Below are 26,935 nucleotides of genomic sequence, written 5' to 3' on the forward strand. Positions count from 1 at the left end.
ATTGATCGAAAATTCGTGGTAAAGTAGCGAAAGTAAAGTCCCTTTTATTTACCTTGCCATTGTTTTCCGCTCACGCATGCACCCAATTCTGTTATTGAACTGACAGCAAGCACCTGCCATTGTCACAAGCAGGCAGAAGGAATCGGTAAGCGGCGATAGGAATTATGCGTAAATGATTGATTTCAAAGGACTAGGCGATTTCCCCGTCAGTCACGACGAACTCACCGGACTGGCCGACAGGGATGCGCTCGAAGAACATCTTGATAGTCTTTGCGCATCGTACGGCGAAAGTGACTTCGTCGATCGCATTGAATTTGCCATTCTCTGCATCGATATTGACAACTTCAAGATCATCAATGAACAACATGGCCGCAGTGAAGGCGATAATCTTCTAAAACTGGTTGCTGACCGGCTTCAGTCCTGTCTGCGCAAGAACGATGTTGTGTATCGTCTTGGCGGCGACGAGTTTGCAATTGTGCTGGTCCAGGTAACGTCTGAAGAAACTGCCCGCGTTGCCGACCGGATCATCGGATCGATCTCGCAGCCCTATGATTTGGGCGGCGATGCACCGATCCGGATAACCGCAACGATCGGCGCGGCTCTGGCCCCGCGTGACGGGCAGACGCCGGAGAGCCTGCTCTGGTGTGGCGATGCGGCGCTCTACATCGCCAAGAATGCCGGCAGAGGCGTCTATCGCCGCTATTCCGAACGCCGCTCCAGTTAGTTGTGCGCACCGGCCCGGCAGCTTTCAGAGGGGTGCTCCAGCAATGACCCACTCCATGCACCCAAGGGAACGGGAAGCTTTCGATCAGGCCAATGAAGGCATTCGTCTCGGCGCAGCCGGCGACCATCTGCACGCGGTCAAACACTGGGAAAAGGCTTCGCGCATCGCGGACGAGCATCTGCAAGGGACAGATATCAACTTCTGGATCAAAAGCGGCTATGGCGCCGCGCTCTTCGACGTCGATCAATATGACGAAAGCATCGCAACATCCGAAATTGCCCGTCAATGGTGTCTCGGCCACGGACAACCGCTGGCATCGCTTTCCATCGCGCGGTCTTATCTCGCCCTCGGCCAGACCGCGACTGCGCGCCCGTATCTGCGCGAAATCCACAGGCTGATCGGCAATGATATATTCCCGGCGTTCAAAGATTCAGAGGCGGAAAATATCCGCAATGCGCTCTCATCAGATGATAAAAACTGAAATAAGCGGAGCAGTAACAATACTTTAAATCGATTTTACTGGCCATTTCGCAGTGGAGTGCAAATGTCATCACATCACTTGTTGAAAATTGGAATTAAAATCTCCGTCATCTCCGCTAATTTTGTAATAGACCGTCGCAATTGTTGATTTGAACTGCGCAACTCTTGCCTATTTGGATCGTTATCACGTCCGGCAATTCAATTCGGAGCATGAGAGAATGACGATCAAGACCGTTCCACAGGAAATCTACCAGCGCCACGAGCGCGAATGGCAGTTGCTTCGCGAGGCTTTGGCCAAGAACAAATCCGCAAGCGATTCCCAACCGATCGCTGCGTCCAGCCGCCCCGCAGATCTGGTTCCCGGCGCCTTCCCTCAATAACCCCGTCTGTTGATTCGAACCCGCATGGCCCGCAGCAACGGCCGTGCGGGTTTTGCTTTGCCGGCATACGGGCCAGATGCCGCAATGTGCTATCCGCGAGCGGGCATCCGCATGCCAGGCGTCCAGCAGCGTCTTGACAAGCACGATATGCGGGCCTAGTTGGCAAATTACAGTTGCGCGTGCAGCCAGCTGTCGTAGGCGTTACCGTCATCCAACGCGTCCTTTGTCGAGAGGATCCCAGCAGGGAGTTCTCGATCCAAGAGGCGCTTATGGTATGACATTGTTTTTCCCACCTCCCATTTCCGGCCGTTCGACGGCTCCAGCTGTGTTCTCGGCATCGGGCATGCTGTGGCGTAATGTCGTGCGGACCGAGCAGCGGGGAGCCGTTCGGCAAAACCCTTTCTCCCATTGGCGCCAACACCTCGAGACAGAGGCCGGGACACGGTCAGACCGTCGGCCTCACGTCCGGATTGAAACCAAGGAGCAACATGATATGCAAATGACCGGCAATACGATCCTCATCACCGGCGGCACCAGCGGCATCGGGCGCGCACTGGCTGAAGCGTTCCACGACCGCGGCAACCGCGTCATCATCACGGGACGGCGCCTGTCCCTGCTTGAAGAGATTACAGCCGCCCGGCCTGGTCTGGTGGGACTCCCGCTGGATCTCAGTGATCCGAACTCGCTGGCTCATCTTGTCAGCGAGGTTCGCACACGCTTTCCCGCGCTTAACATGCTCATCGCGAATGCCGGCATCTCGCGGCCGGAGGACATGACGACGGATGATTGGGACGTGTCCGCCGCTCAGTCGATCGTCGAGACGAACATCATGGGCGTGCTGCGCGTGACGGCGGCGTTCCTGCCGTTGCTTAAAGCCCGGCCCGGCGCAACGATCCTCGCGACCAGTTCAAACCTCGCCTTCATTCCCCGCGCCGACTTTCCAACCTATTGCGCCAGCAAGGCCTTCCTGCACTCGTGGCTGCAATCGCTGCGTCACCAACTCCGCAATATTCCGGTCGGCGTGCTTGAGCTGGCACCGCCTTATGTTCAGACGGAATTGACCGGCGACCGGCAGGCATCCGATCCCCGCGCCATGCCGGTTGCCGCCTATGTAACCGAGGTCATGCAATTGCTGGAGGCGGAAAACCATCCGAGAGGCGAAGTTCTGGTCGAACGCGACCGTGCCCGGCGCTCGGCGGAGCGGGAGGGCCGCTACGAGGAGACTTTTGCCGCAATGAACCCGTCTTAAAGCACCTATAGGACATTGAAACGAAAGGCCCGGCATCGCACGAAAGCCGGGCCGCGCAGTGCTCGCGGCCCTGTGAACGCCGATAAGGTCAAAACTCCCTCAGGAGTGCATGCGTCCGGCCTTGATGTATTCCACCATCTGGCTGACCACGGTGCCCCAGCCTTCGTGAAAACCCATCTCTTCATGCTTCTTGCGGTTGGATTCATCGCCATGAATGGCGATCGCACGGTAGAGCGTGCCGTTTCCGTTGCGCGCCAGATCCAGCGTGGCTGTGAAAAACGGATTGGCTGACGGCCGGTAACCACCGATCAGCGCGTCGGTGATGACCAGGCGTTCGTGCGGTTTCACTTCGAGATAGCAATGGGTATTGGGATACTCCTGGCCATCGGGCGAGCGCATCGTGAAATTGACTGTCCCGCCGGGCCGCAGGTCAATGTCACAGGCCGTGATCGTCCACGGTTTTGGCGCGAACCACTGGCGCAGATGCTCCGGCGTCGTCCAGGCGCGCCATACAAGCTCTACCGGGACGTCGAGGTCGCGTTCAAGCACGAGATCGAGTTTGGGATTGATTGTGATGTCGGGTAGCTTCATTTGGATTCCTCCTCCTTGAGTTTCATGAGATAGCTGTCCAGTTGATCGAGGCGGCGTTTCCACAGCGCGCGCTGGCGCCCAAGCCAGTCTTCGGCAAGCTTGAGCCGTTCCGCTTCGAGTTCGTAGGTCCGGACGCGTCCGGTCTTGTGTGACCGTACCAGGCCACTTCCTTCCAGCACTTTCAGGTGCTCGACGAAGGACGGCAGCGCCATGCCATAGGGCGCAGCGAGCTCGGATACCGAAGCGGGGCGGACGGTGAGCCGTTCGAGCACATCGCGCCGCGTCGCGTCGGACAGCGCGCGGAAAATATGATCCACGACGGCCGGATCGGGCATGGGCTGGCGTGGCGGCATGCCGCCGCCGGTCTGTGGTATCATGGCCCCCTCCTTTGAAAGCACCGTGTCCATCTGAATGGAAACGGGTTATAGGTCGGATAAAAACTTAGGTCAATCCCTTAGTATTGCCCGACGACAGCGGACCGTTTCCGCAGGCATTCAATCCCGGGCGAGCGAACGAAGGCTAAAGGCCTCCAAAGCGTTGAGCAGATCAACCGGCAGATCAATCGATGGCAGGACAGGCGCGCGACCCGGAATATGAATGCCTTTGCTGTGCAGCCGGTCCAGCTGGGCGGCAAGACGTGCCGGGAAATCTGGAGCAAGCAAATTGGGTTGTATGGCAAAAACAAACAACCCTACCCCTGGCGAAAGAGCGCCTTTCGAAAAGGATGGTGCATCAAGAGACCAATTGGAACCAGTCAATCCTGCGGCAAGCGTTTCAACCATCAGTGCAATATTCGCACCTCGCGTGCCGCCAAAGGCAAGGAGTGCGCCCCGCATCGCTTCACCGGCATCTGTCGTGGAACTCCCTTCGGCGTCTATAGCCCATCCCTCAGGTATCTGTTCTCCCTGTTCGGCAAGTTGCCTTATGGTGACGAAAGCTGTGGCGCTGGAAGCTTGATCAATCACCAGCGGACGCGAATCCTCGCTTGGCGCGGCAAAAGCAAGGGGATTGGTGCCAAACACGGCCTCACGGCTCTTTCCCGATGCCATCAGGGCAGGACTGTTCGTTGCCGCGAATGCGACCAATCCGGCATCCGCAAGACGCCTGACATAATATCCCAGCTCACCTGTTGTATAGCTGTTGTGCAGGGCGAGCGCCGCGAGCCCAAATGTACGCGACCGCGTGACCAATTCATCGATCACAAGATCAAATCCAAGATGCGCTATTCCCCCCGCGGCATCAACGCGAATAAGTGCAGGTGCTGGAAATGCAACCTCCGGTTCGGCATTGCCGTTGATGCGCCCCTCCGAATATGCGGCCAGATAATCCAGAAGATGCCGAAACCCCACGGCGCTGCGTCCGTTGCATTCAGCGGCAACGGTTGCATCTGCAAGTGCATTTGCGTTTGCACTGCTTGCCCCTACGGAAATACAGGCCCGCCGGGCAAGCGCTTTCGCATCGTCAATCGTTATTTCCAATTGGCTTCCTCTCCGCTGGATTCGAATTACCGGCTTGAAATCCACCCATATGATGGTTCGCGCTCATGGGCTCGAGCCACGATTCCCGCCTTCAAAGGGCGGTGTCCTGCCATTAGACGAGGCGGGATTATGACCGATTGGTACTGTGTGAACCCTTACCTGTAAAGCAGTCGAAGCGCTGTGTTCTGAGCGCATGTATAATTGAACTTGACCATAATCTGTGATCCAGTCGGGGGAACAGATGGCAGGAACCCTTGACGCGATGAACGTGAGTGAAATTTTGCCGTTTCTTGGACATACCGAACAAAGCGCTGGGCTCTCCAGTCTTCTCTTATCTGCCGGGTTTGATGTTGCCCAGATGCAGGGCCGCGTGCAGCGTGGGCACGGTGTCGGGCATCTTGAACTCAAGCCCCTCGGCATCGAACTCGCCTTCCAATTTCACACCGATTACAAAGAGACCTATGGAACACCAGAGGATGAAGGAAAGGCGGTTCTGTCGGGTGTCTTTGCCTATGACAAAGCCAAGAAGGATCGAAAGGCCTATAATGGCCCTGTTCCCTTCACCCGCGGTCCCCTTCGCAACCGTTCCGATGCACTGCGCGAATTCGGAGTTCCGTATCACACGGAACAGGACGACGACGAAATCGATTGGGATTACTGGTTCAAGGGTGGCGTACAGGTCGGTGCGTTCTATCGGCCAGACACCACTATAGAACACCTATCCTTTTCCATACCATTCAAGACCACTCTCGAAAGGCTGAACCGCCCCCATACCAATAGCGATTGATCTGGCGTGGCCGGGCATGCGGCGGCAGCATTGCCGTTTTGGCTGATCGCGGCCATATGGCGGTAGCGGAAGGATTTTGTCTGGAATGACTTGACGCCGCTGACTTCGTCTCATAGACAACGGCACCGGAGATTCACAGGCTTGTGTCTTGTGTATTGTCTCTAGTGACGAGGCCTCGTGGCGGAGTGGTTACGCAGAGGACTGCAAATCCTTGCACCCCGGTTCGATTCCGGGCGAGGCCTCCAAATTATCCTTCAAACTGTATATCCCGACGTCAATGCGTCAGCGGATGGCGCACGGCCGGTTGCGTGATCCGACTGGAAATTTGCCGTGCACAGGTGCGGGCGGTGCGCTGGTGGGACAGGCGTATCGGGCATAAGCAAGTTCGATCAAGCCCCAATACGGTTCATCGGCACCCGCATCGACAACGCCCCTTCTAAGTCGGGAAAGTCCCGTCACCCTGCCCCAGCTGCCTTTGCATCAGCACCGTATCGACCCATTGGCCGAACTTGAAGCCGGCGGAGCGCAGCGTGCCGACCGGCTCGAAACCAAGCCGCTCGTGCAGCTTCAGCGACCCCGTATTGCCGCTGTTGCCGATGATGGCCACCATCTGCCGCCAATTGCCCGCCTCGCACCGCCGGATCAGCTCGCCAAGCAGCAGCGACCCGATCCCGCGGCCGGCCATGCCGTTGGCGATATAAACCGAATCTTCCACCGTGAAGCGGTAGGCAGGGCGTGGCCGGTAGAGCGTTGCATAGCAGTAGCCCACGATCTGTCCGTTCGCCTCGGCCACCAGATACGGCAGCCCCGCGGCGAGCACGCCCGCCCTGCGCGCCGCCATCTCGCCCACCGCAGGCACCTCCAGTTCAAAGGAAGCGATGCCATTGAGCACGTGATGGGCGTAGATGGCCTGTGTCGGCACCATATCGCGGTCTTCCGCAGCGCGCACATGCACGGAGGCGGAATCAAGAGGCGAGGTCTTTTCTACAAGCAATTGATTATCCAATGAATGATTCTCCGGTTTTCCGCGCCGGACATCGGTCGGCGTCAAGCCGATATCCCGCAATAAGTGGGGTTCGAGCTCCCGCAGCGCCTCGAGCTGGTGGCGGCGCGATTGTGGCGCGGCCGTGAGATAGCAGTCCACCCGATGCAACAATGTGCGGATTCTGCCTGCTCGAATGCTCACACGCTGTCTCCTGCGCCTGGTTTCTGCCCCTGTTTGTCAAGGAACCCGGTGGCATTTTGCATCTGAGGAGATATAAAAGAAGCTTTGAACGCCTATACGAACTATAAGGAAAGCTTTGTGTCTTCCCTCAGCCTTGATCAACTGGCCACCTTCGTCGAAGTCATCGAGCTTGGCAGCTTTTCCGCGGCCGCCGACCGGCTGAACATCAGCCAGCCGGCCGTGAGCCTGCAGGTGCGCCAGCTGGAAAAGCGGCTTGGCGTCCGCCTGATCGAACGAATCGGCCGCAAAGCCACCCCCACCGCCGCCGGTACCGAACTTCTTGCCCATGCGGGGCGTATCAACAGGGAGGTTTCGGGCGCCCTGGATGCGATGGCCAGATACACGACCGAGACCATCGGGCGGGTGCGGCTGGGAACAGGAGCCACGGCCTGCATCTATCTGCTCCCGCCGCTCCTCCGCAGCCTGCGGCAAGGGTTTCCGTCGCTGGATATCACCGTCAGCACCGGCAACACGCCGGACATGGTCAAGGCGGTAGAGGACAATGTGCTCGACATTGCGCTGGTGACAATGCCCGCCTCCGGCCGGATGCTGGAAATAAAATCGATTCTGCGCGACGAATTCGTTGCCGTCGCCCCCGCCGGCGTGGTCATGCCGCCGGAGGTGACGGCGGTGGAACTGTCAAAAAATCCGCTGATTCTGTTTGAACCGTCAGGCAATACCCGGCGGATCATCGACCGCTGGTTCGAACAAAGTGGTGTAAGCCTGCAGCCGGTCATGTCGCTGGGCAGTGTCGAGGCCATCAAGGAACTGGTGCGCGCGGGACTGGGATGGGCCATCTTGCCCGCCATGTCGGTGCGTGACCCGGAACAGCGGCGGCCTTTTACCGTGCGCCCGCTGATGCCGCACCTGCACCGGGAACTCGCGCTGATCATTCGCCAGGACAAGACAGTCACGCGCGGTCTGCGCGCACTGATCGCCGCCATCACCGAAGCCGGGACACGCCGACGCCTCTAAGGGACAGCATTGCAAGGGCGTGCTGGTTCCAGGCGAATCAGGCTTTGCTGTTCGCCGCAGCCCGGCTGCCTTTCCAACGACGGCCAAACTTCACTTCCAGCTGCCGGCGCTTGCGCCGGACCAGCGCAGAATCATGCGACAGCACCACAAGCCCCAGCGGAATCATCCAAAAACCCAGAATCGGCAGAAAACCGAGTGTTCCCCCGGCAATGAGCGCGCCGCCGAGCGTGCGACGCATTGCCACCGATTGTGGAATGGGCACATGGCGGCCAAAGATGCGCATATGCCGGCGCTTTGGCGCGGCGGAATGCTCGTGGGCAGCATTAGGCCCATGATTACTGGCGTTTTCGGGGCGTTCGGTCACGCGGTTGCTCGTCCTTTCCGTGTTCAACAGACCTCGGATGTAGGAACGCAAAAGCGGCATGTCATCATTTGTTGTGCACATTAGATGAAAAAAAACGAAATGGTCCTTTGCAAAAGCGAAACCCTTTTGCTATAGGCCACTTCGCTGATGACTGAGTAGCTCTTCCCCGGTAGCTCAGTGGTAGAGCAACCGGCTGTTAACCGGTTGGTCGCTGGTTCGAATCCGGCCCGGGGAGCCAGTCACCTCAAAGGCTTAGCAGCAGACGCTGCTGAGCCTTTTGCTTTTCTGCCGTCCCGCCTGTGGTCATCGTGCACCTGCGCTGCCAATGCTCTTACGGCCGGAAGCCAATCAGTGCTATGAATAGCCAAGCCAAACATCCCCGTGGAGACATTATGTTCCTGCTCACCGTTGCCGCCATCTGGACCATTGCTGCGCTGACTCCGGGGCCGAATTTCTTCCTGATCGTGCGTTGCACCCTCACCGGTTCGCGCAAGATCGCCATCTCGGCGGCGGCAGGCACCCTCACGGGCACCCTGTGCTGGGGCCTTGCCGGCTGGCTTGGCGTCGGGTCATTGTTCATGGCCGCTCCGATTGCCTATATGGGCCTGAAGATCGCGGGCGGCATCTATCTGCTCTGGCTGGGTCTGCGGCTGCTGTGGCAGCTGCGCCAACCGGCGGGCGACATGACCATCCCCGCAAGCAAGGTCAGGCTGACACCGCTGGGCGCGTGGCGCCTCGGGCTTGCCACCAACCTTGCCAATCCGAAATCAGCGTTGTTTGTCGCCAGCCTGTTTGCCGCCACCATGGCGCCGGGCACGCCATGGACCCACGGCGCTGCGGCCGTCGTGGTGATGGTGACCATATCGACCATCTGGTATGCGGGGCTGGTTGCAGCGCTCAGCCACCGCACGGTCGCGGGCGCTTATCAACGGGCACGGCGTGCGATCGATGCCTTTGCCGGGGCAATCTTCATTGGCTTCGGCCTGAAGCTGGCCCTGTCCGACCGCTGAGCGGAGCACGGCAGGCGGTGAAGCAAAGGCATTGAGCTGAACTTCTGTACTTTAGTTGAATTGAAAGTTCGAAATCTCCATGTTAGTCACACGGCTTGGAGATGACATCATGTCTGTTTTTGCAATCACCACTTTATGCGTCATTGCCACGTGGCTGGCCTGCTTCCTGTTTCCGCGATTTGACTGAAACACGGCCAAGCGCACGCCGGCGGGATGCGCCGACGCCTTGCCCTCCGCCGCAATCCTACCTATCTTTGCCACGCATCCATACAAAAGGAGGTTGCCTATGACATCGCGGGACGCCTAATCCGTACCTATCAGGAATTCTGTCGGGTTCGTGGAATTGATTTTACCCTGAACTTGTCAGTCCGCCCTTTCGACAGCACGACGCTGTTCTGTAGCGCCGGAATGCAACAGTACAAACCACTGTTTCCCGACGTAGCCTTCAAAGGCACATTCGCCAATATCCAGTCCTGCCTGCGGCTGGGAGATCTCGATGAGATCGGCGATGGAACGCATTTTCTCCATTTCAACATGATCGGGCTTTTCTCCTTCCGACAGATGGCGCTGGAAGAAGCCATTGATTTTTGGCTGGATTTTCTGGCCGGTATCGGTGCGTGGCCCGATCATGTCACGATCCACCCGGACAAGATGGCTGAATGGGCACCGTTCTATCGCGGGCGCCTTCCGGTTGTTCCTGATCCGGAATGCCTGTGGAGCGACGGCAATATGCGTAGCTATTGTACCGAGTTCTATAGGCAAGGGGTCGAAATCGGTAACATCGTCAATCCCTTGGGCAGTTGCATTGACGCCGGATTCGGGCTCGAGCGGCTGGATATGCTGATCAACGGCACACCGCCCGCTGCGCCGCAGGCAATCTTGCAGGACGCCATCGGCATGATCATTGCCAGCGCCTACCGGCCGGGCAACAAGGAACAGGGCTACGTCCTGCGCAAGTTGCTGCGCCGCCTGGCAGTGATGGGCGGCTCGCTGGATCACCCGTTCTTCCAGGAGGAACTAATCCGTCAGCAGCGGTTGCAGGAACGATACGTGCAGCTCAAACCAAAACATCCGGACAAGCCGGCACAATGGTGGTTTGACACCCATGGTATTGATATCACCGATATGGAGAGGCGGGATTGACCCGCCTCTCCATTCTGACCGTGAATGCCTGGGGCTAGCGCACCCAGGTGGTGTTCTCCACATAGATATCAGCGTCCATGGTTGCCTGGACGAAAACCGAGCGGGCCATGGCAGGCGAAGCATGGCCTTCCATCGCCTCATTGCAGGCCATCCGGGCGAGCAGGTAAATTCTTCCCCGCTCTCCCGGCCAGTCGCTGGACAAAAACTCAGCCGCTTCCGCGACCGAACCGATGTTCCGCAGCTTGAAGGAATGAAGTGACTCGACAGTCACCGGTTTGAACTGAGCATCTTTCATGGCCTAGAAACGCCGATCATTCAGACTGGTTCCAATCTGAAAAGCGCCTGTGGCAAAATTGCGATGGAGCAGCATTCGCGGCGCCCGATCACGACCATGTGTGAGCAATCCCGGCGGGCTAGACCGGCTGGCGGAAATCCAGCCAGCGGTGGTCTCTGTCCGGCTGTTTCAGCCGTGCGCGCATGGCGGGGCTCAGATCGATATCGCAAAGCAGATGTTCGTTAAGGTCGGCCAGCCGGCCGATGGGTCCGGCTTCCTGCTTCTTCCGCTCGGGCGGCACGCGTGACAGATTCAGGCCCAGATATCGCACTTCGGTCATTTCAGACTCCTAAAGTCATCAATCTCATTTCTATGTCCGGATAAATAATTGTTTATTTATGGGAGAACCAACGTAAAATACGGTGTGAGCCATCAAACCATTTAATGGATAAATCATGTCCTCCCTGCCGCTGCCAGCTATCCGCGTTTTCGACTCCGTTGCCCGTTTGCAAAACTTCACCAAGGCCGCGGAGGAACTGAACATGACCCAGTCGGCGGTGAGCTATCAGATCAAACTGCTGGAGGAATTTGCCGGCGCGCCGTTGTTTCACCGGCATGCCCGCGGGGTCTCATTGAGCGGCAAGGGTGAACTGGTCGCGCCGGTCATCCGTCGTTCTTTAGCTGAACTGGGCGAAACGTTCCGCGCGATCCGCGAGGAACAAAACTCCGTCCTGGTTGTCTCTGTCATACACACCTTTGCCAGCAACTGGCTGACCCCGCGCATTGTCGACTTCCAGACCCGGTTTCCCGATATTTCCGTGCGGTTCGACATCACGTCGCGCCTGGTGGATTTTGCCGCCGAAGGGATCGACTGCGGGGTGCGGATGGGTATCGGGCATTGGCCCGGCCTGAAGTCGCATCTGCTGCTTCCCGGCGGCTTCACGCCGCTTGCCAGCCCCGCATACCTTGAAAAATACGGCCGCCCGCAAAAGCCTGCCGATCTGCTCAACTACCACCTGATCACTCCGGACGACGACTGGTGGCAGGTCTGGTTCCGCCAGGCGGGCGTGGAAGGGCCGTTGGTCATGACCAAACCCGGCTTCGGGATCGATACGCAGCAGATCATCGCCAACCTCGCGCTTTCGGGCGGCGGCGTTGCGCTGGTTTCAGTGGGGATATTCCAGACGGAAATCGATTCAGGCCGGCTTGTTCAACTGTTCGACACCTGCGCCTCGACCGGATGGGACTATCATCTCGTTTATCCCGAAGGCCGGCAGCTTTCACCGAAACTGCGCCTGTTCCGCGACTGGATACTGGAACAGGCGGGCGCCTGATCTCGGTTTCTACCATGCGTCAGTGGTAGGCTTCCGTCACGGCCTGCGCCGCACCGGCGATGATGGCGGAGCGCTGGGTCGGCGTTTCGCGGGAATCGGCGACAAACACGGCGACGGCGATTTTTCCGCCATCGGGCGCGGTCAAAATCCCCACGTCGTTCGTTGCGGCATTGACGCCTTTCCATGTCCGGCTCGTACCGGTCTTGTGGGCAACGGACCATCCCGCGCCTGTCCCGGCGCGCAACCGGTCGGGAAATGTCACCGTTTCGCCCATGATGGCCAGAAGCCGCTGTGTCGATCCCGCGGCGAGGAGTTTGCCATTCATCAGGGCGGCAAGAAACGCGGTCATCGCCCGCGGCGTTGCCGTGTCGCGCGGATCTTTCTGATAAGCCTCGAATGCCGCATCCCGCTCGGCCTCGGGAACCGCCTTCATGGCCTTTTGCAGCACTTTCGCATCCACATAATCCGGCTTCCAGCGCAGGCCGACGGTTTCGGTCTGCAGATGCCGTTCGTCGCGGTCAATCCGGATACCCAGTATGCCCTTTCCCTCGGCAAACTGATCGACCTTGGCCGGCCCGCCAAGCCGTTCGATCAGGATATCGACCGCCGCACTGTCGCTGTCGACAATGGCGCGGCGGACAAGGTCGTCGGCATTGGTTTGAAAGACGCCCTCCCTTTCCACGATCTTGGCGAGGGGCTGTACGGATAGGCTCAGGTTTTCCGGTTTGACAACAATCGGTTCCTTGAGGTCTGCAAGCCCCCGATCCGCAGCGTCGAGAACTGCAGCTCCCACGATCAGCTTGACGACGCTTTGCAATGAGAATCGCTCCTCGCCCCGGATACAGACCATCGTGCCGCTCTGGTCCTGCGCGCAAATGCCGACACGCCCATCCTTGCCCTTGACCAGCGCTTCCAGGCGTTGCTTGAGTGCCACCGGATCGGCAATCGCACCCGCATGCGACATGGCTGGCATGCCGAACAGGCAGACAAAAGCGACGAGAAAACCAGCTGATTTCATGATCAGATATCCCTGTTGGGCGCTCTTCACAAAAGGATAGTGCCCAAAACGCTCCTTTGGAAAGGCCATGCATGCTTCCTTCATACCGAATGAAGATTACACCAGCGTTGCTGCCACCTTACCGATACGACAAGGATCATCCTTGCACGACCAGCAGTGGCGCGCTTAACATCAACTGCGGCGGCGTCGGGGAACAGCATGCGGGCAGTGTTGGGATATGGTCTGGTGGCATTGGGTGCCTGTCTTGTCGCGGCGGCCATGTGGATATGGGTGGGCCATGATTATCTGCGCATCGATCCGTTCTGGATCAGCTGGCTCATTTTCACGTGGTTGCAGCCAGCAAGCATACCCCAGACCTTTTATGACATCCTTGTCGGCGTGACTGCTTCCGCCGGGATCGCCGCCTATAGCCAAGGCAAGCATCTGCTGCGGTCAGCAAAGACCGTCGAATGACTTGTTTGTACGGGCTTCCTGTGCTGAAATTCCGGGATATGCAAGCAAACCTGATGTTCTGCCATGTCGCTTCGCCCGCCGCAAAACCTGACATCCCATTTTGGGGACAGTGCGCCCAGCGCCCTTGATTATGAAATCATGGGTGAAATGGCGGCATCGCTCGGTCGGGCCGGTGAGAAAGTCGAACAGACATTGGCACAACTGGCCGCTGCCGCCATGCCGGAACGGGATATGCGGTTAAGGGCAGCGGCACGGGCCGTTCACGCCTACTTTATCCAGCGCGAACTGTGCGGCTTGAGGAATCACGATGCGGCTATCGTGGATTACAATATTCCGCGCGCCGTGCTGATACGGCTCGGCGCGAGCTGATCCCTGAAAACATCGCCGGAAACGGCGGGTTTCCTATTTGCCTGAGGATTCTTCCTCAAACATGACGGCGACATCGGCATTTGCCGACAGCCGCACCTTGTTGCCCTCGACCTCGGCAACGAGCGCTGTCGAGATATAATGATGATGGCCCCGATGAGAGCCCTCGCCGCTGTCCTTTTTCGTCAGCTTGATACGGGCACCGTCCACGTGATCGACTGTTCCGACATGAACACCATCGGCACCGATGACTTCCATATGTTCCTTGATGCGTGTTGCAGGCATGATCTTCTCCAATGTTTGCGAAGCAGAAACGCATGAAACAGGCTTTGGATGCATCGGCGGACAAGAATTGTCGATCAGCGCCACGCCTGTCACCGTATCCCGGCAAGCACGGGAATTGCCGCTTGTGTCCCGCCCGGCGGGCCCCTACCATTTCACGGAAAAGCGCATATCGGGAAAGCATTGTTCGACATGACTGATGAAATTCTCACCCCGGCGGAAATGGGCGAGGCCGACCGGTTGACCATCGCCGGGGGATCGATCGACGGATACCGGCTGATGCTGCGGGCGGGTTATGCCGTCGCGCGCCACGTACTGGACCACCACGGCGATGCACCGGCCTTTCACGTTCTGTGCGGTCCGGGCAACAATGGCGGCGACGGCTATGTCGTTGCCAGCCTTCTGGCTGAAAGCGGCGGCAATGTTCATGTGTGGAGTGACGACAAGCCGCGCGCCCATTCCGACGCGGCAATCGCCCGGCGCGATTGCAGCGTCGAACCGGCCGCGCTTTCCGGCTTCAAACCCGAGGCCGGCAGCGTCGTCATCGACGCACTGTTCGGAGCGGGATTGAACAAGCCCTTGGCCGGCAAGGCCGCCGCCGCTGTCGAACGGAGCAATGCGGCGGCTGTCACGCGCATCGCCATTGATGTGCCTTCCGGCCTTGACGGGGCGACGGGCATGGCACTTGGCGCGGTATTCGAGGCCGATTGCACCATCACATTCTTTCGCAAGAAACCGGCCCATCTGCTTTATCCGGGACGCGGCCTGTGCGGTCGGATTGTCGTCGCCGATATCGGCATCCGTGACGACGTTCTGTCGATGATCAGGCCCGCCTGTTTCGAGAACACGCCGGACTATTGGCGCGCGCTGCTGCCCTCGCCCGGCGTGGAAACGCACAAATACACGCGCGGCCACGTCGCCGTGTTTTCCGGGGGTGCGACGGCGACAGGCGCGTCGCGGCTTTCCGCGCTGGCAGCCGCGCGCAGTGGCGCGGGTGCCGTTACCCTGCTCTCCCCGGCGGAATCCCTTGCCGTCAATGCGGCACATCTGACGTCGATCATGCTGAGCCGCTGCGAAACCGACCGCGAGCTGCGCGCATTCCTGAGCAAACGCAAACCTTCGGCCATGGTGCTCGGCCCCGGCTTTGGCATAGGCGCCCGCGCACGGGACATTGCGCTCCTGCTGCTCAAGGAGGAGCTCCATCTGGTGTTGGATGCCGACGCGATCACCTCATTTGAAGACAACAGCGCTGCGCTTTTCGCCTCGGCGCATGGCACCCCGGACACCCGGCTTGTGCTGACGCCGCATGAAGGAGAGTTCCGGAGGCTGTTCCCCGGGATCGGCGACGGGAATACACCGTCAAAGCTCGAACGCGCCCGCGCCGCCGCCAGGCAGGCCCATGCGGTCATTATCTACAAGGGGGCCGACACCGTCATCGCCGCGCCGGACGGCCGGGCCGTGATCAACAGCAATGGCACCCCGCTTTTGGCAACCGCCGGATCAGGTGACGTGCTTTCGGGCGTAACGGCGGGCCTGATGGCGCAAGGCATGCCGCCCTTCGAGGCAGCCTGCGCGGCGGTCCATGTTCACGCGGCGGCAGCCAACGACCTTGGTTTCGGCCTGATTGCCGAGGATCTTCCCGCAGCTGCCGCAAAAGTGATCGGACGATTGCATCGCATTTGACGGCAAGCCGCCTGCGCATGAGACACTATTGAGCGCTTGCGTTACCGGCATGCGGACCGCTCGCCAGGTTTTTTAAATTTCCGGTTTGAATTAACCCTGTCTTTACCTTGATGGGGCACCTTGAGTTCAAGCGCGATTTTGTACTGCGTACGCGCTTCCTTAATTTACGGGCGTCATTATTCTGTCGCAATGTCAGGGTAGTGCTTCTCGTGTAGCGAATAGCTTGTTTCCATTTTTGACCACGGATGTACTGGCACTGGTGTTGAGGCAAGTTTAGGAAGGTCGGGTAGCTCCCGGCCTTTTGCTTTTTCAAAACCCCTTTTCTTTTCCGCGATCCCATCAAATACTGCGATGGCTGCGATCTAATACGTAACCGTCACAATGATCGTATCGCTGTAAGTACCCGGCGATGGTGTGGCTTGCGGCGGGACCCGGCCATAGACATCGATGCCCTGCACCATTCCATTGCCCGTGCCCGCAACCGTATTGGTCGGTATTGTATTTCCCCACGGCACAGTTCGATTTGAATCCTGGTAGAGACCATAGGTAATCGATTGCGCGCCATTGACCATCTTGCGGGCCGTCGGGCTTGTTCCCGTGTTGCCGAGGCTGAGCGAAATCGAGTACGGCACTGTTGGCGTGCAGGTTACGCTCACCTTGCCCTTCTGATCGATATTCGCATTCAACAATCCATTGGGACCAAAGTCGATATTCTGCGCTGTCACGGCGCAGTCATTGGCGAGCGTAATCTGCACCGTGAAGGTTGGAGGAGACGCTGTTGCGCCCGAAGCCGTGGTGCAGCCGTTGCCATCATCATAGCGGTAATTGAACGTCGCGTTCGCTCCGGTGAAGGTTGAGGTGTAAGGTCCGGCCGGCGCCGTTGCCTGATTGGCCAGCACCTGCCCGTACAGCGTGATCGTTGTCGAGCCGCTGCCAAGTATGGGACCGAGAATCGTCGTGAAGGCGACAAGAAATCCGGGCGGCCGCGCCGCATAGGGCCACGTTGCCGAGCCCCAGACGATGGAGCGGGCGGCATCCTGATACAGCTGGTAATTGAGCGAATTCGCACCATTCAGCATGATGCGCGCGCTTGCAGTTGCGCCGCCGCTGCCTTCATTGAGGTTCGGGCAAATCAGCACTTTCTGGCCAAGGGAAAGCAGGCCAGAGCAATTCGCCGTCACGGATGTCATGCTGTTGATTGCGCTTCCCGGAATGGTGCTTCCGGAAAAAACCATGCTGGGAACAGAGAAGGAGCAGCTTTGCCCCCAAGCGGTGCCTGGCAAGAGCGCAGATCCGACGAGCCAGATGAAGCAGACCAGCCAGTTTTTCATGAGCACACCACTTTGCCTATCTTGACCTGCGTTCCCGGCTGTGGCCGGTACGAGAACTGCGCCTTGCAACTGCGTCCATCCAGAAGATCGACGCTGATGCTGTTCTGGGCCCGCAGCTTGTCGATAAAGGCTTCACCGTCATAACCGATGACAAATTCATCCGGCGAGCCGTCCAGATGCCCGCGCAGCCCCGCCTCCAGCGGCTTGCCGCCGCTATCGACCAGATCAACCACAGCCGAAGCTGATGTCTTGCTGACATGGAAATCCACCACAACGCCGCTGCGGTCGGCGGGCACAATGATGTTGCGTGTCGATCCTATGCTGGCATCGACCGGCAGATTTTTGGGGTCGATGGCAACCGTGTTGGGCTCATAGGAATTCAGGTCCGGCACCAGGATTTTGCCACTGCGATTGGTCTTGCCGACCGGCCGGTTTTCCGACAGGACCTCGACATCCGGTGCGCCGACATCGACCACGGCAAAGGCATCGTTGATGCGGTTCGTGGCGAATACGCCGCCGGCTGCCGCGGCAAGTGCACCGTCAATCTGGACGCTCGCGCGGGTATTGCCATCGAACTGTTCGACATCCCCCTGCACCCTTGCATAGCGTCCGCGGTAGCTCGCGGAGGCCAACCGGTCAGGATTGTTGCCTTCCCGGGTCCTCAGCCGCCAACCGTAACTGCCCTCTTCAAGCTGCTCCGACTTTGCGACATCGACAACGCCGGAGACACCATCCGCGGTCTGCTCGATGCCGGTTGAAACCGTGATGTTGTTGTCGAAGGGGATCGTCAGTCCGGCAAAGACGCCAAAGCTGTCGCTGTTTTCCAGATCGGTAAAGGCCGTCGCATAGAATGAACTGTTCTTGAAAACCGACTGGGTATACGAGGCTCCGACGATACGGTTCCGATCGCCATTGGCCGATTCAATCTGCGTGAAGGACAGATTGAGATTGGAACGCTCGAACGGGCCTGGTGCCGACACGGTTACCTGGGCCAGCGAGCGCGGAACACGCGGGCTGAAAATCGTAACGCCCGTCGGATCGAAAACCGCCAGTTGCCGCGGATCGGCGGAAACCGAGGCAACATCGTCATAATTGCCGAAAGCCTGCTGCATCCGGGCGAAAACGGTGTAACGGCGATAGCTGAGTTCCACCGAACCGTTGACAAGGAAGCCCGTGTCGCCGTCGTGGCTGCTGCCGGCAACAGCCAGCGAACTGACACCATAGCCGCCGATGGGAAACGCCACGCCGACGCCACCGTTGAGCAGATCGACACCGCCTTCAAAATGCCCTTCAAGCGTCAGCCAATCGGCGACACCGTATCGCGCCGTGGCAAATCCCATCGCATCGTCGGCATAATCGTTGGATGCCGTACCGAAATCACGCCGCGGAAAACCCACTTCGGCAGAAAAATCCAGCAGTCCCTTCTGCAGCAGCAAATTGGATGAATAGAACGGCAAGGTGGTCTTTGTCTCGCGGCCAAGCGTATCGCGCACCACCACCTGCGCCTGTCCCGCGCCGGTAAACACCGGAAAATTCGTCACCTGAAACGGACCCGACGGAACCGTACCGCTATAGGTCTTAACGTTCTGGGTGTAGACCTCGAGCGTCGAGGGAACCGCGGCAGACCCGGATATGACTGGTATGGGGATGGTGACCAGATCCGAACGCAGGTGGAAATTGCGCTGCACCTGCAGGCCGCCCAGATAGACCGGCCGCGTCCACTGCAGACCGCCGGAAATGAAATCACCCGCCCGGTAGGTGATCAGCCGCTCCGCGTCGGAGTAGGTGTAGGTCGTGTTGAGACGCTTGAACCCCTGAAAATCCGTGTCGCTCGCACTTGATGTGAAGGATTGCGTCAGCGTACCGAACGGGCTGAAAAAGCGGGCATCGAAACCGCCGGAAATGCCCTGAAACGGCCTTGCATTGCCCTTGAACAGATTGTCGCTACTGGCAAAGAGCGAGTAATTCAGGACTGCGCCGTAACTGGATTGCGGCTTGGGGCGGTCCCCGTCGGATTTTGGATTGAGATCAACCACTTTGGCCGCGCGCGCATTGTCGTCGGTGGTGATGTAAAGCCGCTGATTTTCCGCATCGACGCGATATTGGACATTCGGCAGCCGATCTACCCGGATCGAGCCATCCGCGGCCTTCGCTTTGGCCACCGGCTTCAGCCCCACATCCGTCAGTTCCTGCGGGCTTGCCGCAAGGCCTCCATCCTCCAGTTGGTGGAAGGCGCCGACCAAACCGGTCGGCTCATCGTTGATGAAGACCTCGAGATAGAGATCCTGGGAGATACCGGGCTGTGGCGCGGTCTGCCCCACGTCTTGCGCATTGGTTTCCTGTGCCCGTCCAGAGGTAAGAATACACGGGCCTATGCAGAGTGCCACAACAAGACTAGCGGCCGCTGACCGCAACGTTGACATCAAGCGGTCCAGAATCGCTTTGCGCCTTCATGGAAACAGCACCGGATGACACGGACTTACCGCTGCCAACCGGCCATTCCATGGAAGCGCCGCCCAGGACATAACCAACCAACCCCTTCCTCGTCGCGATTTCACGGCCGTTTTGGAGCAATTGCAGCTCAGAGAGGCGCAATCGCGTATCGCCATTGTTGCGAGCGGCAAGGACAAGCCCGTTGCCGGAGCGCTTGATTGTCCAGGCCACTTTGGGCGCGGAAGCATCGGGTCCCTTGAAGAACACGGGAATGGAATAGCGCACGACCAGAGTGACCGTGCCGGACTTGCGGCGGGCAGGATCGGGCAATTCATCCACGATGACCCGGTAACTTTCTTCCCGCGTGACCGGCTTTTTACTGACCCGGATAACCCGAACGAGATAATCCTTGTTGGCGGACAAAGCCGTCGATGGCGGACTGACAACCACATCGTTGGTGGGTTCGAGCTGCTCGACACCGTTTGTCTGCGTCCAGCGAAAGACTCGGATTTGCACGTTGATCGGCCGCTTTGCCTCGTTCGTCAGCGTCAGCACGGCTGCGCTTCCCGGCGCTATCATTTCCAGATTAGTCGGGGCCACCCGCAGCGAAGTTGCGGTGGCGTTACCGTAAAGCAGCATAAAGAGCCCCATCGCTCCAATGCCTTTAAGCATGGATCGCATCCTGTCCACCTCCGTATGTTATTCTCAGTAAGTGACCGTCACCGTGATCGTATCGGTGTAGGCGCCGGGCGCTGGCGTTGTCTGGACGGGAACCCGCCCATAAACCGTATAGGATTGCGCCGCGCCGCTACCCGACGCTGAAACCGTATCGGTACCGATGGTCTGCCCCCACACGGTGGTTCTGTTGGTGTCGGAATAGAGCGTATAGTTCACCAGCGCGCCGCCGGTCCCGGTCATCTTGCGCGAAGCGACCGTTGCACCGGTCCCCGTTCCGGCGTTCAACCCGATATTGTAGGGCGTCGTGTTGGTGCACTGCACGGAAAGCGTGGTGGACGCATCGTCATTTGCCGCGATCACACCCACGGCGGTGAAGGTGAGCGTCGCGGTGCTCACCAGGACACAGGACGCCTGAATGGTGATCTGGACCGTGAAACTTCCGGTTGCCGTGGCGGCCAATGCCGGACTGGAAAGGCCAAGCAAAGCGGCCAGACCGACTGTCGTGAACTTGCGCACCGAATATCCGAAACTCATTCATCCTCCTCAAGGTTTGCTTGCCGCTGGCAAGCACCTCCGATTCTCTACAAATGACTCAGTAGCTCTCCACCCCATAATACTTAAGTATTACATCTTTAAAAGAACTTATCGAACAGTCGGCAATATTGCTCATCTCTCGCAGCATCTGTCGCAATTTGTACTATCACGCAAAAAGCGACACATTGCTTTCAAGAAATTATGAATTTACGTTACATCAAAAGATTAGGTTTATTCATTGATAAATTTACATATTTCCGTCTATTGCATTTTATTTTACTATCGAAGTAATTTCTTATGAATACAACAAGCAACAAATGTACATGATATATTCCGCAACATAAGCGTCATGATATTTTCATTTCCCGCCTCATCATTGCGTTCGCGCATCGCGAAATGATTGTCTTGACGGTGAAATCGAGAGAATCAAAACTACTCGGAAATTTACTTTTGGTGGTCCAGATGAGCACGCGTGTTCTGCTGCTGTCGCAGTTCATCGGCTGAAATGATCCATCCCCGGCGATGCGGTGCATCGGCGCAAACTTCCGTTTCGCCGCCCAATTACAGCGCTATACTGCATCGTGATGAATTGCTCTTGAACATTTGTTTTTTGGCGGCAAAGATTGCGCCGGAAGCATGAAAGACCGCGACATGGCACAGCAAGGAATACCCACGTCATCCGATTCTCTGGCACAGCTGAAATGGCTGACGCCCGAAAATGTCGGCGCAGCGCTGAAGGGCCTGCCTTTGAAGGTTCAGGCCGCTCTGAGAGCCGCAGCGCATCTCCCCCGCGGCACGCTGACCATCACCACCCCCGACCAACGGGTGTTCAAGGTGGGCGGCAAAGGCTCCGGTCCCGATGCGGCATTGGTGCTGCACAACTGGAATTTGCCGCGCCGGGCCTTTTCGGCCGGGACGATCGGCGTGGCGGAATCCTATATGGACGGCGACTGGGAAAGCCCTGATGTCACCACGTTCCTTGAGCTGTTTGTCATCAACCAGCAGATCGGCGAACACATTGCCGGCGGAGCGAACTGGTTCGCCAACACCGTGCAGAGATTGCGTCACTGGCTGAACGAGAACACGCGTTCGCGCTCGCGCAAGAATATCTCCGCGCACTATGATCTCGGCAACGCCTTCTATCGCGAATGGCTGGACCCGACGATGACCTATTCCTCCGCATTGTTTGCCGAAGGCGCCAATGACCTCGAAAGCGGGCAGACCGCGAAATATCGCGCGCTTGCCCGCAATATCGGCATCACCAGGGACAGCAGCGTGCTCGAGATCGGCTGCGGCTGGGGTGGTTTTGCCGAATTTGCGGCGCGCGAGATCGGCGCCCGTGTCACCGGTCTGACCATCAGCCGCGAACAGTTCGATTTTGCGACGGAACGGATGCGCAAGGCCGGACTTTCCGACAGGGTTGAAATCAAGTTCCAGGACTACCGCGACGAAACAGGCCAATACGATCATATCGCCTCGATCGAAATGTTCGAGGCCGTCGGCGAGAAATACTGGCCGGTCTTTTTCGGCAAGGTCAAGGAATGCCTCGCCCCCGGCGGCAGTGCCGGCATGCAGATCATCACGATCAACGAGAACTCGTTCGAACGTTATCGCAAGCGTCCCGATTTCATCCAGCGCTATGTATTTCCCGGCGGCATGCTGCCGACACCGGCCCGTTTGAAGACGCTTGGCAAGGATTTCGGCCTCAACCTTTATCGCGAGACCATCTTTCCGCAGGATTATGCCCGCACGCTGGCCGAATGGCGCGCGCGCTTCTGGGACTCATGGGACAAACTCAAGCATCTTGGCTTCGACGTCCGCTTCAAAAAGCTATGGGAGTTTTACCTCTTCTATTGCGAAGCGGGTTTCAGATCGGAATATATCGACGTACGACAGGTGTTTTACAGATCATGACAGAGATCTCGCTCAATGAAATTTTCGAGCGCATCTGGGCGCTGGCTGATGCGTTGCACCTGCCGGAATTGACCCAGGGTACCCACCACGGCACACCGTCGCTGAAAGCCAGGAATGCGTTTCTGGGGCGGCTCCGGGATGTGGACACATTCGCCATCCATTGTCCGCTGGAGGAAAAGCCGCTCCTGATGGAAAGCGCGCCGAACATCTATTTCGAGACCGATCACTACAAGGGCTGGCCCTATATTCTGATCCATCTCGATACCATTTCCGATGCGGAACTTGCGCACCGCATCCGGCTTGCCTGGCTGGCAAAAGCGCCAGCCAAGCTCAAAAGGCTCGTCGAATCTACAGCGTGATGCGGTAGCGGGTGAAACCGTTTTCCCCGTCGCCCGCGTCCTCGATTTTCACGGCTTTCACATCGGCAAGGAAATTCTTGCCCTTCGGACCGGATTCGAACACCACTGAGGCACCCTTCACCGGAGCAAATTTCCAGTTATCATCAGCCGACGGGTTGATGGTTTTCTGGTCGATGATGTAGCGCACGATCACGTCGCGATTGGTGTCAGGCGCAACGAAGATGACCTTGCTCTCATTGATGCCGGGGAAATTGCCGCCACCGCCTGCCCGGTAGTTATTCGTCACCACGACAAATTTCTGCGCCGGATCAATCGGTTTTCCATCAAAGGTCAGGTTGACGATGCGGTTGCTCCGCGCATTCGCGAGTTCACCCTTCGCGCCGTATTTCGCCGGTTGCGACAGATCGATCTGATAGGACACGCCGTCGATGACATCGAAATTGTAGGAGGGGAAACTGGTGTCGATCAGCGGCTGGTCCGGCTTGCCCGGCTCGATGGTCTTGAAAATGCCGGATGACATTTCCAGCCATTCCTTCACATCCGCCCCCGTGATGGCAACCGCACGCACCGTGTTGGGGTAGAGGTAGAGATCCGAGACATTCTTGATGGCGATATCGCCGGCTGGCACATCCGTATAATAGTCGGCCCCGCCGCGGCCGCCCGCCTTGAAGGGTGCGGCTGCGGACAGCACCGGCCAATCCTTCCACTGCGTGTCCTTCAGCATGTCCTTGATGTACCAGGTCTGCGCATTGGAGACGATCTGCACCGACGGATCATCGGCGACCAGCGCGAAATAGGAATAAAGCGGTGCGGACGTCTTGCCCACCGGGCGGCGGACATAGGCGAGCGTTGCCTCATGGTCGGCCTTCGCGGCTTCCAGAACGTCCGGACGGCTTTCGACCAGCGGTTTGACCGCCTTTTCAACACGCTCGTAGATCGGGCGCGCCTCGGTGGTGAAATCGGCAACCTTCCATTTGTCACCGTTACGCTCGAGCAGAAGATCGATCAGCCCCATATGCGAGCCCCAGAAACCGGCCATGACAGCGGGCTTGCCCTGCAGCGTCCCCTTCTTGACGTCGACGCCTTCAATACCGGCAAAGTCCTTCGGATCAGGGAAAACCAGATGCTGGTGCCCGGTGACGACGGCATCGATGCCGTCAACACCCGCCACATAGAGCGAGGCATTTTCCATGCCGCTGCTCTGCCCCGCCGCAATGCCGGAATGCGACAGCGCAACGATGATATCGGCACCTTCAGCTTTCATCTTCGGCACCCAGGCTTTGGCGGCCTCGACGATATCGCGCGTCACAACCTTGCCCTTGAGGTTCTGCGCATCCCACAGCGTGATCTGCGGCGGAACAAAGCCGATAAACCCGACCTTCACAGGCAGTTTCTGCCCGGTGCCGTCGGCAATCTCGTACTGCTTGATCAGGTAAGGCTTCATGTAGAGCGGATCGTCGGTTGGCGTTGCCGCCAACTCGCCCTTGACCAGATTGGCGCAGACATAGGGATATCCGGCACCAGCCAGAACATTGTCCATATACTCGAGACCATAGTTGAACTCGTGATTGCCGAGCGTTCCCACTTCGTAGCCGATGGTATTCATCGCCTTGATGATCGGATGGACGTCACCGGCCTTCATGCCCTTCTCGTAGGCGATGTAATCGCCCATCGGATTGCCCTGCAGAAAATCACCATTGTCCACGACAATCGAATTGGTCGATTCGGCGCGGATTTTTGCGATGATCGATGCCGTGCGGGCGAGCCCCATCGTGTCGTTCGCCTTGTCGGCGTAGTAGTCATAGGGATAGACGTTCACATGCAGATCGGTGGTCGCCACGATGCGCAGATGCGCCTGCGAAGCCGCTGCCATGGCCGAAAACGGGTGGAGGATTGCCACGGCCCCGGCTGCGGCCGTGCTTGCCAGGAAGGAACGGCGGGTGAGAGCGGATGACGATTCTTGCATGACGAGGCTCCAGGGCAAGGGATGATGAGCAGCTTTTTAGCCGGCGAGGATCACCGAATTATGATGAGTTTGTCACGGCCTTTCGCGGTCAGCAATCAGCTTCCGGCGATTTCAATCAGCGCGGTCTCGACACCGAGACCGGTGCGGTCCGCCACTTCGCGCAAGGCAAAGGATGAATTGATCTTGGTGACGTGCGGCATCGCCGAAAGCCAGACCTTGTGGATGCGTTCGTAATCCTCGAGATCCTTGGCCGCAATGCGCAGGAGATAGTCATACTCGCCCGACATGAGGTAGCAGACCAGCACATTGGGGCAGCGGCGCACGGCCGTCTCGAATTCGCGCAATTGTTTGTCGGCCTGGCCCGAGAGGGATATATTGACGATCACCGTAACCGGGTGACCGAGCATCTTGTTGGAGAGACGCGCATGATAGCCACGGATGACACCCGTCTTCTCCAGAATATCCAAGCGGCGTGAACAGGCGGACTGTGACAGTCCGACCTTTTCCGCCAGGGTTGCATTCGACATGCGGCCATCCTTTTGCAGGCAATCAAGGATAGCGATATCAATCCTGTCCAGCGACATTGTTCGATCTTTCTTCGACAAAGAACCAGTTTGGCGCAAGAATATTCGAAAAATTGCATGCCGTCGATATTGCTTAGCAAGGACATGCGAAGCGATTCATGATGTCATACGCACCGCACAAACGGGAACTTTGAACAGACTCTAGAGGAGGCGTAAATGCGTGTAGGCTGCCCGAAAGAAATCAAAAACCATGAATATCGCGTCGGTCTCACTCCGGGGGCCGTACGCGAATACATCGCCCACGGCCATACGGTCATTATCCAGTCCGGAGCTGGAGCAGGAATAGGCGCCGACGACGGAGCCTATCAGGCGGCTGGCGCCAAGATCGTCAAAACCGCCGAAGAAGTCTTTCAGCAATCGGACATGATTGTGAAAGTGAAGGAGCCCCAGCCGTCCGAATGGGCGCAGCTGCGCGAAGGCCAGCTCCTCTACACCTATCTCCACCTCGCCCCCGATCCCGAACAGACCAAAGGCCTGCTGGCTTCCGGCGTCACGGCCATCGCCTATGAAACCGTCACGGATGATCGCGGCGGCCTGCCGCTGCTCGCGCCCATGTCGGAAGTGGCCGGACGTCTTGCCATTCAGGCGGGCGCCACCGCGCTGCAGAAGGCCAATGGCGGACGCGGCGTGCTGCTCGGCGGCGTGCCCGGCGTTCTGCCCGGCAAGGTCACCATCATCGGCGGCGGTGTTGTCGGCATCAATGCGGCGCAGATGGCTGCCGGTCTCGGCGCCGACGTGACCATTCTCGATCGTTCGATCCCGCGCCTGCGCCAGCTCGACGATCTGTTCCATGGCCGCATCCACACCCGCTATTCCACCATCGAGGCACTCGACGAGGAAGTGTTCTCCGCCGATATCGTGGTGGGCGCGGTCCTCATCCCCGGCGCAGCGGCCCCCAAGCTGGTCACCCGCGAAATGCTGTCCGGCATGAAAAAGGGCGCCGTGATCGTCGATGTCGCCATCGATCAGGGTGGATGCTTCGAAACATCCCACGCCACGACGCATTCCGAGCCGACCTACGAAGTCGACGGCATTATCCACTATTGCGTGGCCAATATGCCGGGCGCTGTTCCGGTCACCTCGGCGCATGCGCTGAACAACGCCACGCTGCAATATGGCCTGCAGCTGGCGGACCGCGGCGTCAAGGCACTGGTGGACAATCCGCATCTGCGCAACGGTCTGAACGTTCACAAGGGCCGCATCACCAATCAGGCCGTCGCCGAAGCGCTTGGCCTCGAAATGGTGGAAGCCAAGGCCGTTCTCGCGGCCTGACGCTGGCATCGCACAAAAGAAAAGCCCGGGCTTGGCCCGGGCTTTTTC

Annotated in this window: 30 protein-coding genes and 3 tRNA genes; 17 read left to right on the forward strand and 16 right to left on the reverse strand. The window is 58.5% G+C overall.

The genetic code is table 11. The features are described 5' to 3' along the window. The first annotated feature begins 172 nt into the window (after positions 1–172). The 4 genes from ACIQWS_RS09420 to ACIQWS_RS09435 all read left to right on the forward strand — a co-directional run bounded on the left by ACIQWS_RS09420 (position 173) and on the right by ACIQWS_RS09435 (position 2,833). Positions 173–724 (forward strand): GGDEF domain-containing protein, encoded by a 552-nt coding sequence (locus ACIQWS_RS09420; protein WP_223613146.1) that lies wholly within the window; start codon positions 173–175, stop codon positions 722–724. Positions 725–767: 43 nt separating this feature from the next. Next, the gene (locus ACIQWS_RS09425; RefSeq protein ID WP_403175423.1) at positions 768–1,205 is read left to right on the forward strand and encodes a hypothetical protein; all 438 of its coding nucleotides are present in this window, start codon (positions 768–770) and stop codon (positions 1,203–1,205) included. A gap of 217 nt (positions 1,206–1,422) precedes the next feature. Continuing rightward, positions 1,423–1,584, forward strand: coding sequence for a hypothetical protein (locus ACIQWS_RS09430; protein ID WP_403175426.1), 162 nt, complete (start codon positions 1,423–1,425; stop codon positions 1,582–1,584). Between the two features lie 499 nt (positions 1,585–2,083). After that, on the forward strand, positions 2,084–2,833 hold the full coding sequence (locus ACIQWS_RS09435) for an SDR family oxidoreductase (protein WP_403175431.1): 750 nt from the start codon (positions 2,084–2,086) through the stop codon (positions 2,831–2,833). A 99-nt stretch (positions 2,834–2,932) separates the two neighbouring features. Here the strand turns inward: ACIQWS_RS09435 and ACIQWS_RS09440 are convergent, their stop codons facing one another. The 4 genes from ACIQWS_RS09440 to ACIQWS_RS09455 all read right to left on the reverse strand — a co-directional run bounded on the left by ACIQWS_RS09440 (position 2,933) and on the right by ACIQWS_RS09455 (position 5,027). Further along, the gene (locus ACIQWS_RS09440) at positions 2,933–3,424 is read right to left on the reverse strand and encodes an SRPBCC family protein (RefSeq protein WP_346308478.1); all 492 of its coding nucleotides are present in this window, start codon (positions 3,422–3,424) and stop codon (positions 2,933–2,935) included. Further along, positions 3,421–3,759 (reverse strand): ArsR/SmtB family transcription factor, encoded by a 339-nt coding sequence (locus ACIQWS_RS09445; protein ID WP_403177653.1) that lies wholly within the window; start codon positions 3,757–3,759, stop codon positions 3,421–3,423. The genes ACIQWS_RS09440 and ACIQWS_RS09445 overlap by 4 nt, the downstream gene beginning before the upstream one ends. Before the next feature lie 159 nt (positions 3,760–3,918). Continuing rightward, on the reverse strand, positions 3,919–4,947 hold the full coding sequence (locus ACIQWS_RS09450) for an Ldh family oxidoreductase (RefSeq protein WP_403175436.1): 1,029 nt from the start codon (positions 4,945–4,947) through the stop codon (positions 3,919–3,921). A gap of 8 nt (positions 4,948–4,955) precedes the next feature. Continuing rightward, positions 4,956–5,027: transfer RNA gene (locus ACIQWS_RS09455), tRNA-Gln, on the reverse strand. 116 nt (positions 5,028–5,143) lie between these two features. On the opposite strand from ACIQWS_RS09455, the gene ACIQWS_RS09460 reads away from it, so the two are divergent. Both ACIQWS_RS09460 and ACIQWS_RS09465 read left to right on the forward strand, forming a co-directional pair. After that, complete coding sequence (locus ACIQWS_RS09460; protein ID WP_403175440.1) at positions 5,144–5,689, forward strand: hypothetical protein; 546 nt, start codon at positions 5,144–5,146, stop codon at positions 5,687–5,689. A gap of 171 nt (positions 5,690–5,860) precedes the next feature. Beyond that, positions 5,861–5,934: transfer RNA gene (locus ACIQWS_RS09465), tRNA-Cys, on the forward strand. Positions 5,935–6,125: 191 nt separating this feature from the next. Here ACIQWS_RS09465 and ACIQWS_RS09470 read toward each other — a convergent pair. Next, a complete protein-coding gene (locus ACIQWS_RS09470) occupies positions 6,126–6,875 on the reverse strand; it encodes a GNAT family N-acetyltransferase (RefSeq protein WP_403175445.1) in 750 nt (249 codons plus the stop codon). A 117-nt stretch (positions 6,876–6,992) separates the two neighbouring features. Here ACIQWS_RS09470 and ACIQWS_RS09475 point away from each other — a divergent pair, with 117 nt between their 5' ends. Further along, complete coding sequence (locus tag ACIQWS_RS09475; protein WP_403175450.1) at positions 6,993–7,889, forward strand: LysR family transcriptional regulator; 897 nt, start codon at positions 6,993–6,995, stop codon at positions 7,887–7,889. Between the two features lie 37 nt (positions 7,890–7,926). On the opposite strand, the gene ACIQWS_RS09480 is transcribed toward ACIQWS_RS09475, so the two are convergent. Continuing rightward, complete coding sequence (locus tag ACIQWS_RS09480) at positions 7,927–8,172, reverse strand: hypothetical protein (protein ID WP_223613489.1); 246 nt, start codon at positions 8,170–8,172, stop codon at positions 7,927–7,929. A 244-nt stretch (positions 8,173–8,416) separates the two neighbouring features. On the opposite strand from ACIQWS_RS09480, the gene ACIQWS_RS09485 reads away from it, so the two are divergent. The 3 genes from ACIQWS_RS09485 (at position 8,417) to ACIQWS_RS09495 (ending at position 10,406) form a co-directional block, all read left to right on the forward strand. Continuing rightward, positions 8,417–8,491, forward strand: a tRNA-Asn gene (locus ACIQWS_RS09485). Positions 8,492–8,645: 154 nt separating this feature from the next. After that, positions 8,646–9,263, forward strand: coding sequence for a LysE family transporter (locus ACIQWS_RS09490; protein WP_403175455.1), 618 nt, complete (start codon positions 8,646–8,648; stop codon positions 9,261–9,263). Between the two features lie 213 nt (positions 9,264–9,476). Next, the gene (locus ACIQWS_RS09495; protein ID WP_403175460.1) at positions 9,477–10,406 is read left to right on the forward strand and encodes an alanine--tRNA ligase-related protein; all 930 of its coding nucleotides are present in this window, start codon (positions 9,477–9,479) and stop codon (positions 10,404–10,406) included. A 34-nt stretch (positions 10,407–10,440) separates the two neighbouring features. Here ACIQWS_RS09495 and ACIQWS_RS09500 read toward each other — a convergent pair whose 3' ends face one another. Continuing rightward, complete coding sequence (locus ACIQWS_RS09500) at positions 10,441–10,701, reverse strand: DUF982 domain-containing protein (protein WP_346308472.1); 261 nt, start codon at positions 10,699–10,701, stop codon at positions 10,441–10,443. Positions 10,702–10,819: 118 nt separating this feature from the next. Then, positions 10,820–11,020 (reverse strand): hypothetical protein, encoded by a 201-nt coding sequence (locus ACIQWS_RS09505; protein ID WP_403175464.1) that lies wholly within the window; start codon positions 11,018–11,020, stop codon positions 10,820–10,822. A gap of 115 nt (positions 11,021–11,135) precedes the next feature. Here ACIQWS_RS09505 and ACIQWS_RS09510 point away from each other — a divergent pair, with 115 nt between their 5' ends. Beyond that, entirely contained in the window at positions 11,136–12,014 is an 879-nt protein-coding gene (locus tag ACIQWS_RS09510; RefSeq protein ID WP_403175469.1) for a LysR substrate-binding domain-containing protein, read from the forward strand. A 19-nt stretch (positions 12,015–12,033) separates the two neighbouring features. Here ACIQWS_RS09510 and bla read toward each other — a convergent pair whose 3' ends face one another. Further along, the gene (gene bla, locus ACIQWS_RS09515; protein WP_403175476.1) at positions 12,034–13,032 is read right to left on the reverse strand and encodes a class A beta-lactamase; all 999 of its coding nucleotides are present in this window, start codon (positions 13,030–13,032) and stop codon (positions 12,034–12,036) included. Between the two features lie 198 nt (positions 13,033–13,230). Here bla and ACIQWS_RS09520 point away from each other — a divergent pair, with 198 nt between their 5' ends. Beyond that, the gene (locus ACIQWS_RS09520) at positions 13,231–13,485 is read left to right on the forward strand and encodes a hypothetical protein (protein ID WP_403175480.1); all 255 of its coding nucleotides are present in this window, start codon (positions 13,231–13,233) and stop codon (positions 13,483–13,485) included. 63 nt (positions 13,486–13,548) lie between these two features. After that, the gene (locus ACIQWS_RS09525) at positions 13,549–13,854 is read left to right on the forward strand and encodes a DUF6665 family protein (protein ID WP_403175483.1); all 306 of its coding nucleotides are present in this window, start codon (positions 13,549–13,551) and stop codon (positions 13,852–13,854) included. 33 nt (positions 13,855–13,887) lie between these two features. Here the strand turns inward: ACIQWS_RS09525 and ACIQWS_RS09530 are convergent, their stop codons facing one another. Next, positions 13,888–14,136 (reverse strand): DUF2171 domain-containing protein, encoded by a 249-nt coding sequence (locus ACIQWS_RS09530; protein WP_403175486.1) that lies wholly within the window; start codon positions 14,134–14,136, stop codon positions 13,888–13,890. A gap of 189 nt (positions 14,137–14,325) precedes the next feature. On the opposite strand from ACIQWS_RS09530, the gene ACIQWS_RS09535 reads away from it, so the two are divergent. Then, complete coding sequence (locus ACIQWS_RS09535) at positions 14,326–15,816, forward strand: NAD(P)H-hydrate dehydratase (protein WP_403175492.1); 1,491 nt, start codon at positions 14,326–14,328, stop codon at positions 15,814–15,816. Between the two features lie 362 nt (positions 15,817–16,178). Here the strand turns inward: ACIQWS_RS09535 and ACIQWS_RS09540 are convergent, their stop codons facing one another. From ACIQWS_RS09540 to ACIQWS_RS09555, 4 genes are all read right to left on the reverse strand, one after another. Next, the gene (locus ACIQWS_RS09540) at positions 16,179–17,147 is read right to left on the reverse strand and encodes a spore coat protein U domain-containing protein (protein ID WP_403175497.1); all 969 of its coding nucleotides are present in this window, start codon (positions 17,145–17,147) and stop codon (positions 16,179–16,181) included. After that, positions 17,144–19,468 (reverse strand): fimbria/pilus outer membrane usher protein, encoded by a 2,325-nt coding sequence (locus ACIQWS_RS09545; protein WP_403175503.1) that lies wholly within the window; start codon positions 19,466–19,468, stop codon positions 17,144–17,146. The genes ACIQWS_RS09540 and ACIQWS_RS09545 overlap by 4 nt, the downstream gene beginning before the upstream one ends. A 73-nt stretch (positions 19,469–19,541) precedes the next feature. Further along, entirely contained in the window at positions 19,542–20,261 is a 720-nt protein-coding gene (locus tag ACIQWS_RS09550) for a molecular chaperone (RefSeq protein WP_403175506.1), read from the reverse strand. A gap of 24 nt (positions 20,262–20,285) precedes the next feature. Beyond that, entirely contained in the window at positions 20,286–20,792 is a 507-nt protein-coding gene (locus tag ACIQWS_RS09555; protein WP_403175510.1) for a spore coat U domain-containing protein, read from the reverse strand. 651 nt (positions 20,793–21,443) lie between these two features. Here ACIQWS_RS09555 and ACIQWS_RS09560 point away from each other — a divergent pair. Both ACIQWS_RS09560 and ACIQWS_RS09565 read left to right on the forward strand, forming a co-directional pair. Next, positions 21,444–22,706 carry a class I SAM-dependent methyltransferase gene (locus ACIQWS_RS09560; RefSeq protein WP_403175516.1) on the forward strand — a complete coding sequence of 421 codons (1,263 nt, stop codon included), beginning with the start codon at positions 21,444–21,446 and terminating at the stop codon, positions 22,704–22,706. Continuing rightward, a complete protein-coding gene (locus ACIQWS_RS09565; protein ID WP_223613126.1) occupies positions 22,703–23,065 on the forward strand; it encodes an MmcQ/YjbR family DNA-binding protein in 363 nt (120 codons plus the stop codon). Before ACIQWS_RS09560 ends, ACIQWS_RS09565 begins: the two co-directional genes overlap by 4 nt. Here ACIQWS_RS09565 and ACIQWS_RS09570 read toward each other — a convergent pair. Together ACIQWS_RS09570 and ACIQWS_RS09575 are read right to left on the reverse strand one after the other, a co-directional pair. Further along, positions 23,055–25,031 (reverse strand): bifunctional 2',3'-cyclic-nucleotide 2'-phosphodiesterase/3'-nucleotidase, encoded by a 1,977-nt coding sequence (locus ACIQWS_RS09570; RefSeq protein ID WP_403175523.1) that lies wholly within the window; start codon positions 25,029–25,031, stop codon positions 23,055–23,057. The two genes, ACIQWS_RS09565 and ACIQWS_RS09570, sit on opposite strands and share 11 nt — an antisense overlap. 95 nt (positions 25,032–25,126) lie before the next feature. Next, the gene (locus ACIQWS_RS09575) at positions 25,127–25,615 is read right to left on the reverse strand and encodes an Lrp/AsnC family transcriptional regulator (protein WP_346308459.1); all 489 of its coding nucleotides are present in this window, start codon (positions 25,613–25,615) and stop codon (positions 25,127–25,129) included. Between the two features lie 156 nt (positions 25,616–25,771). On the opposite strand from ACIQWS_RS09575, the gene ald reads away from it, so the two are divergent. After that, entirely contained in the window at positions 25,772–26,887 is a 1,116-nt protein-coding gene (gene ald, locus ACIQWS_RS09580; protein WP_223613123.1) for an alanine dehydrogenase, read from the forward strand. Positions 26,888–26,935: the final 48 nt, after the last annotated feature.

The organism is Phyllobacterium sp. NPDC097923, assembly GCF_044760925.1.
GTDB lineage: Bacteria > Pseudomonadota > Alphaproteobacteria > Rhizobiales > Rhizobiaceae > Phyllobacterium > Phyllobacterium calauticae.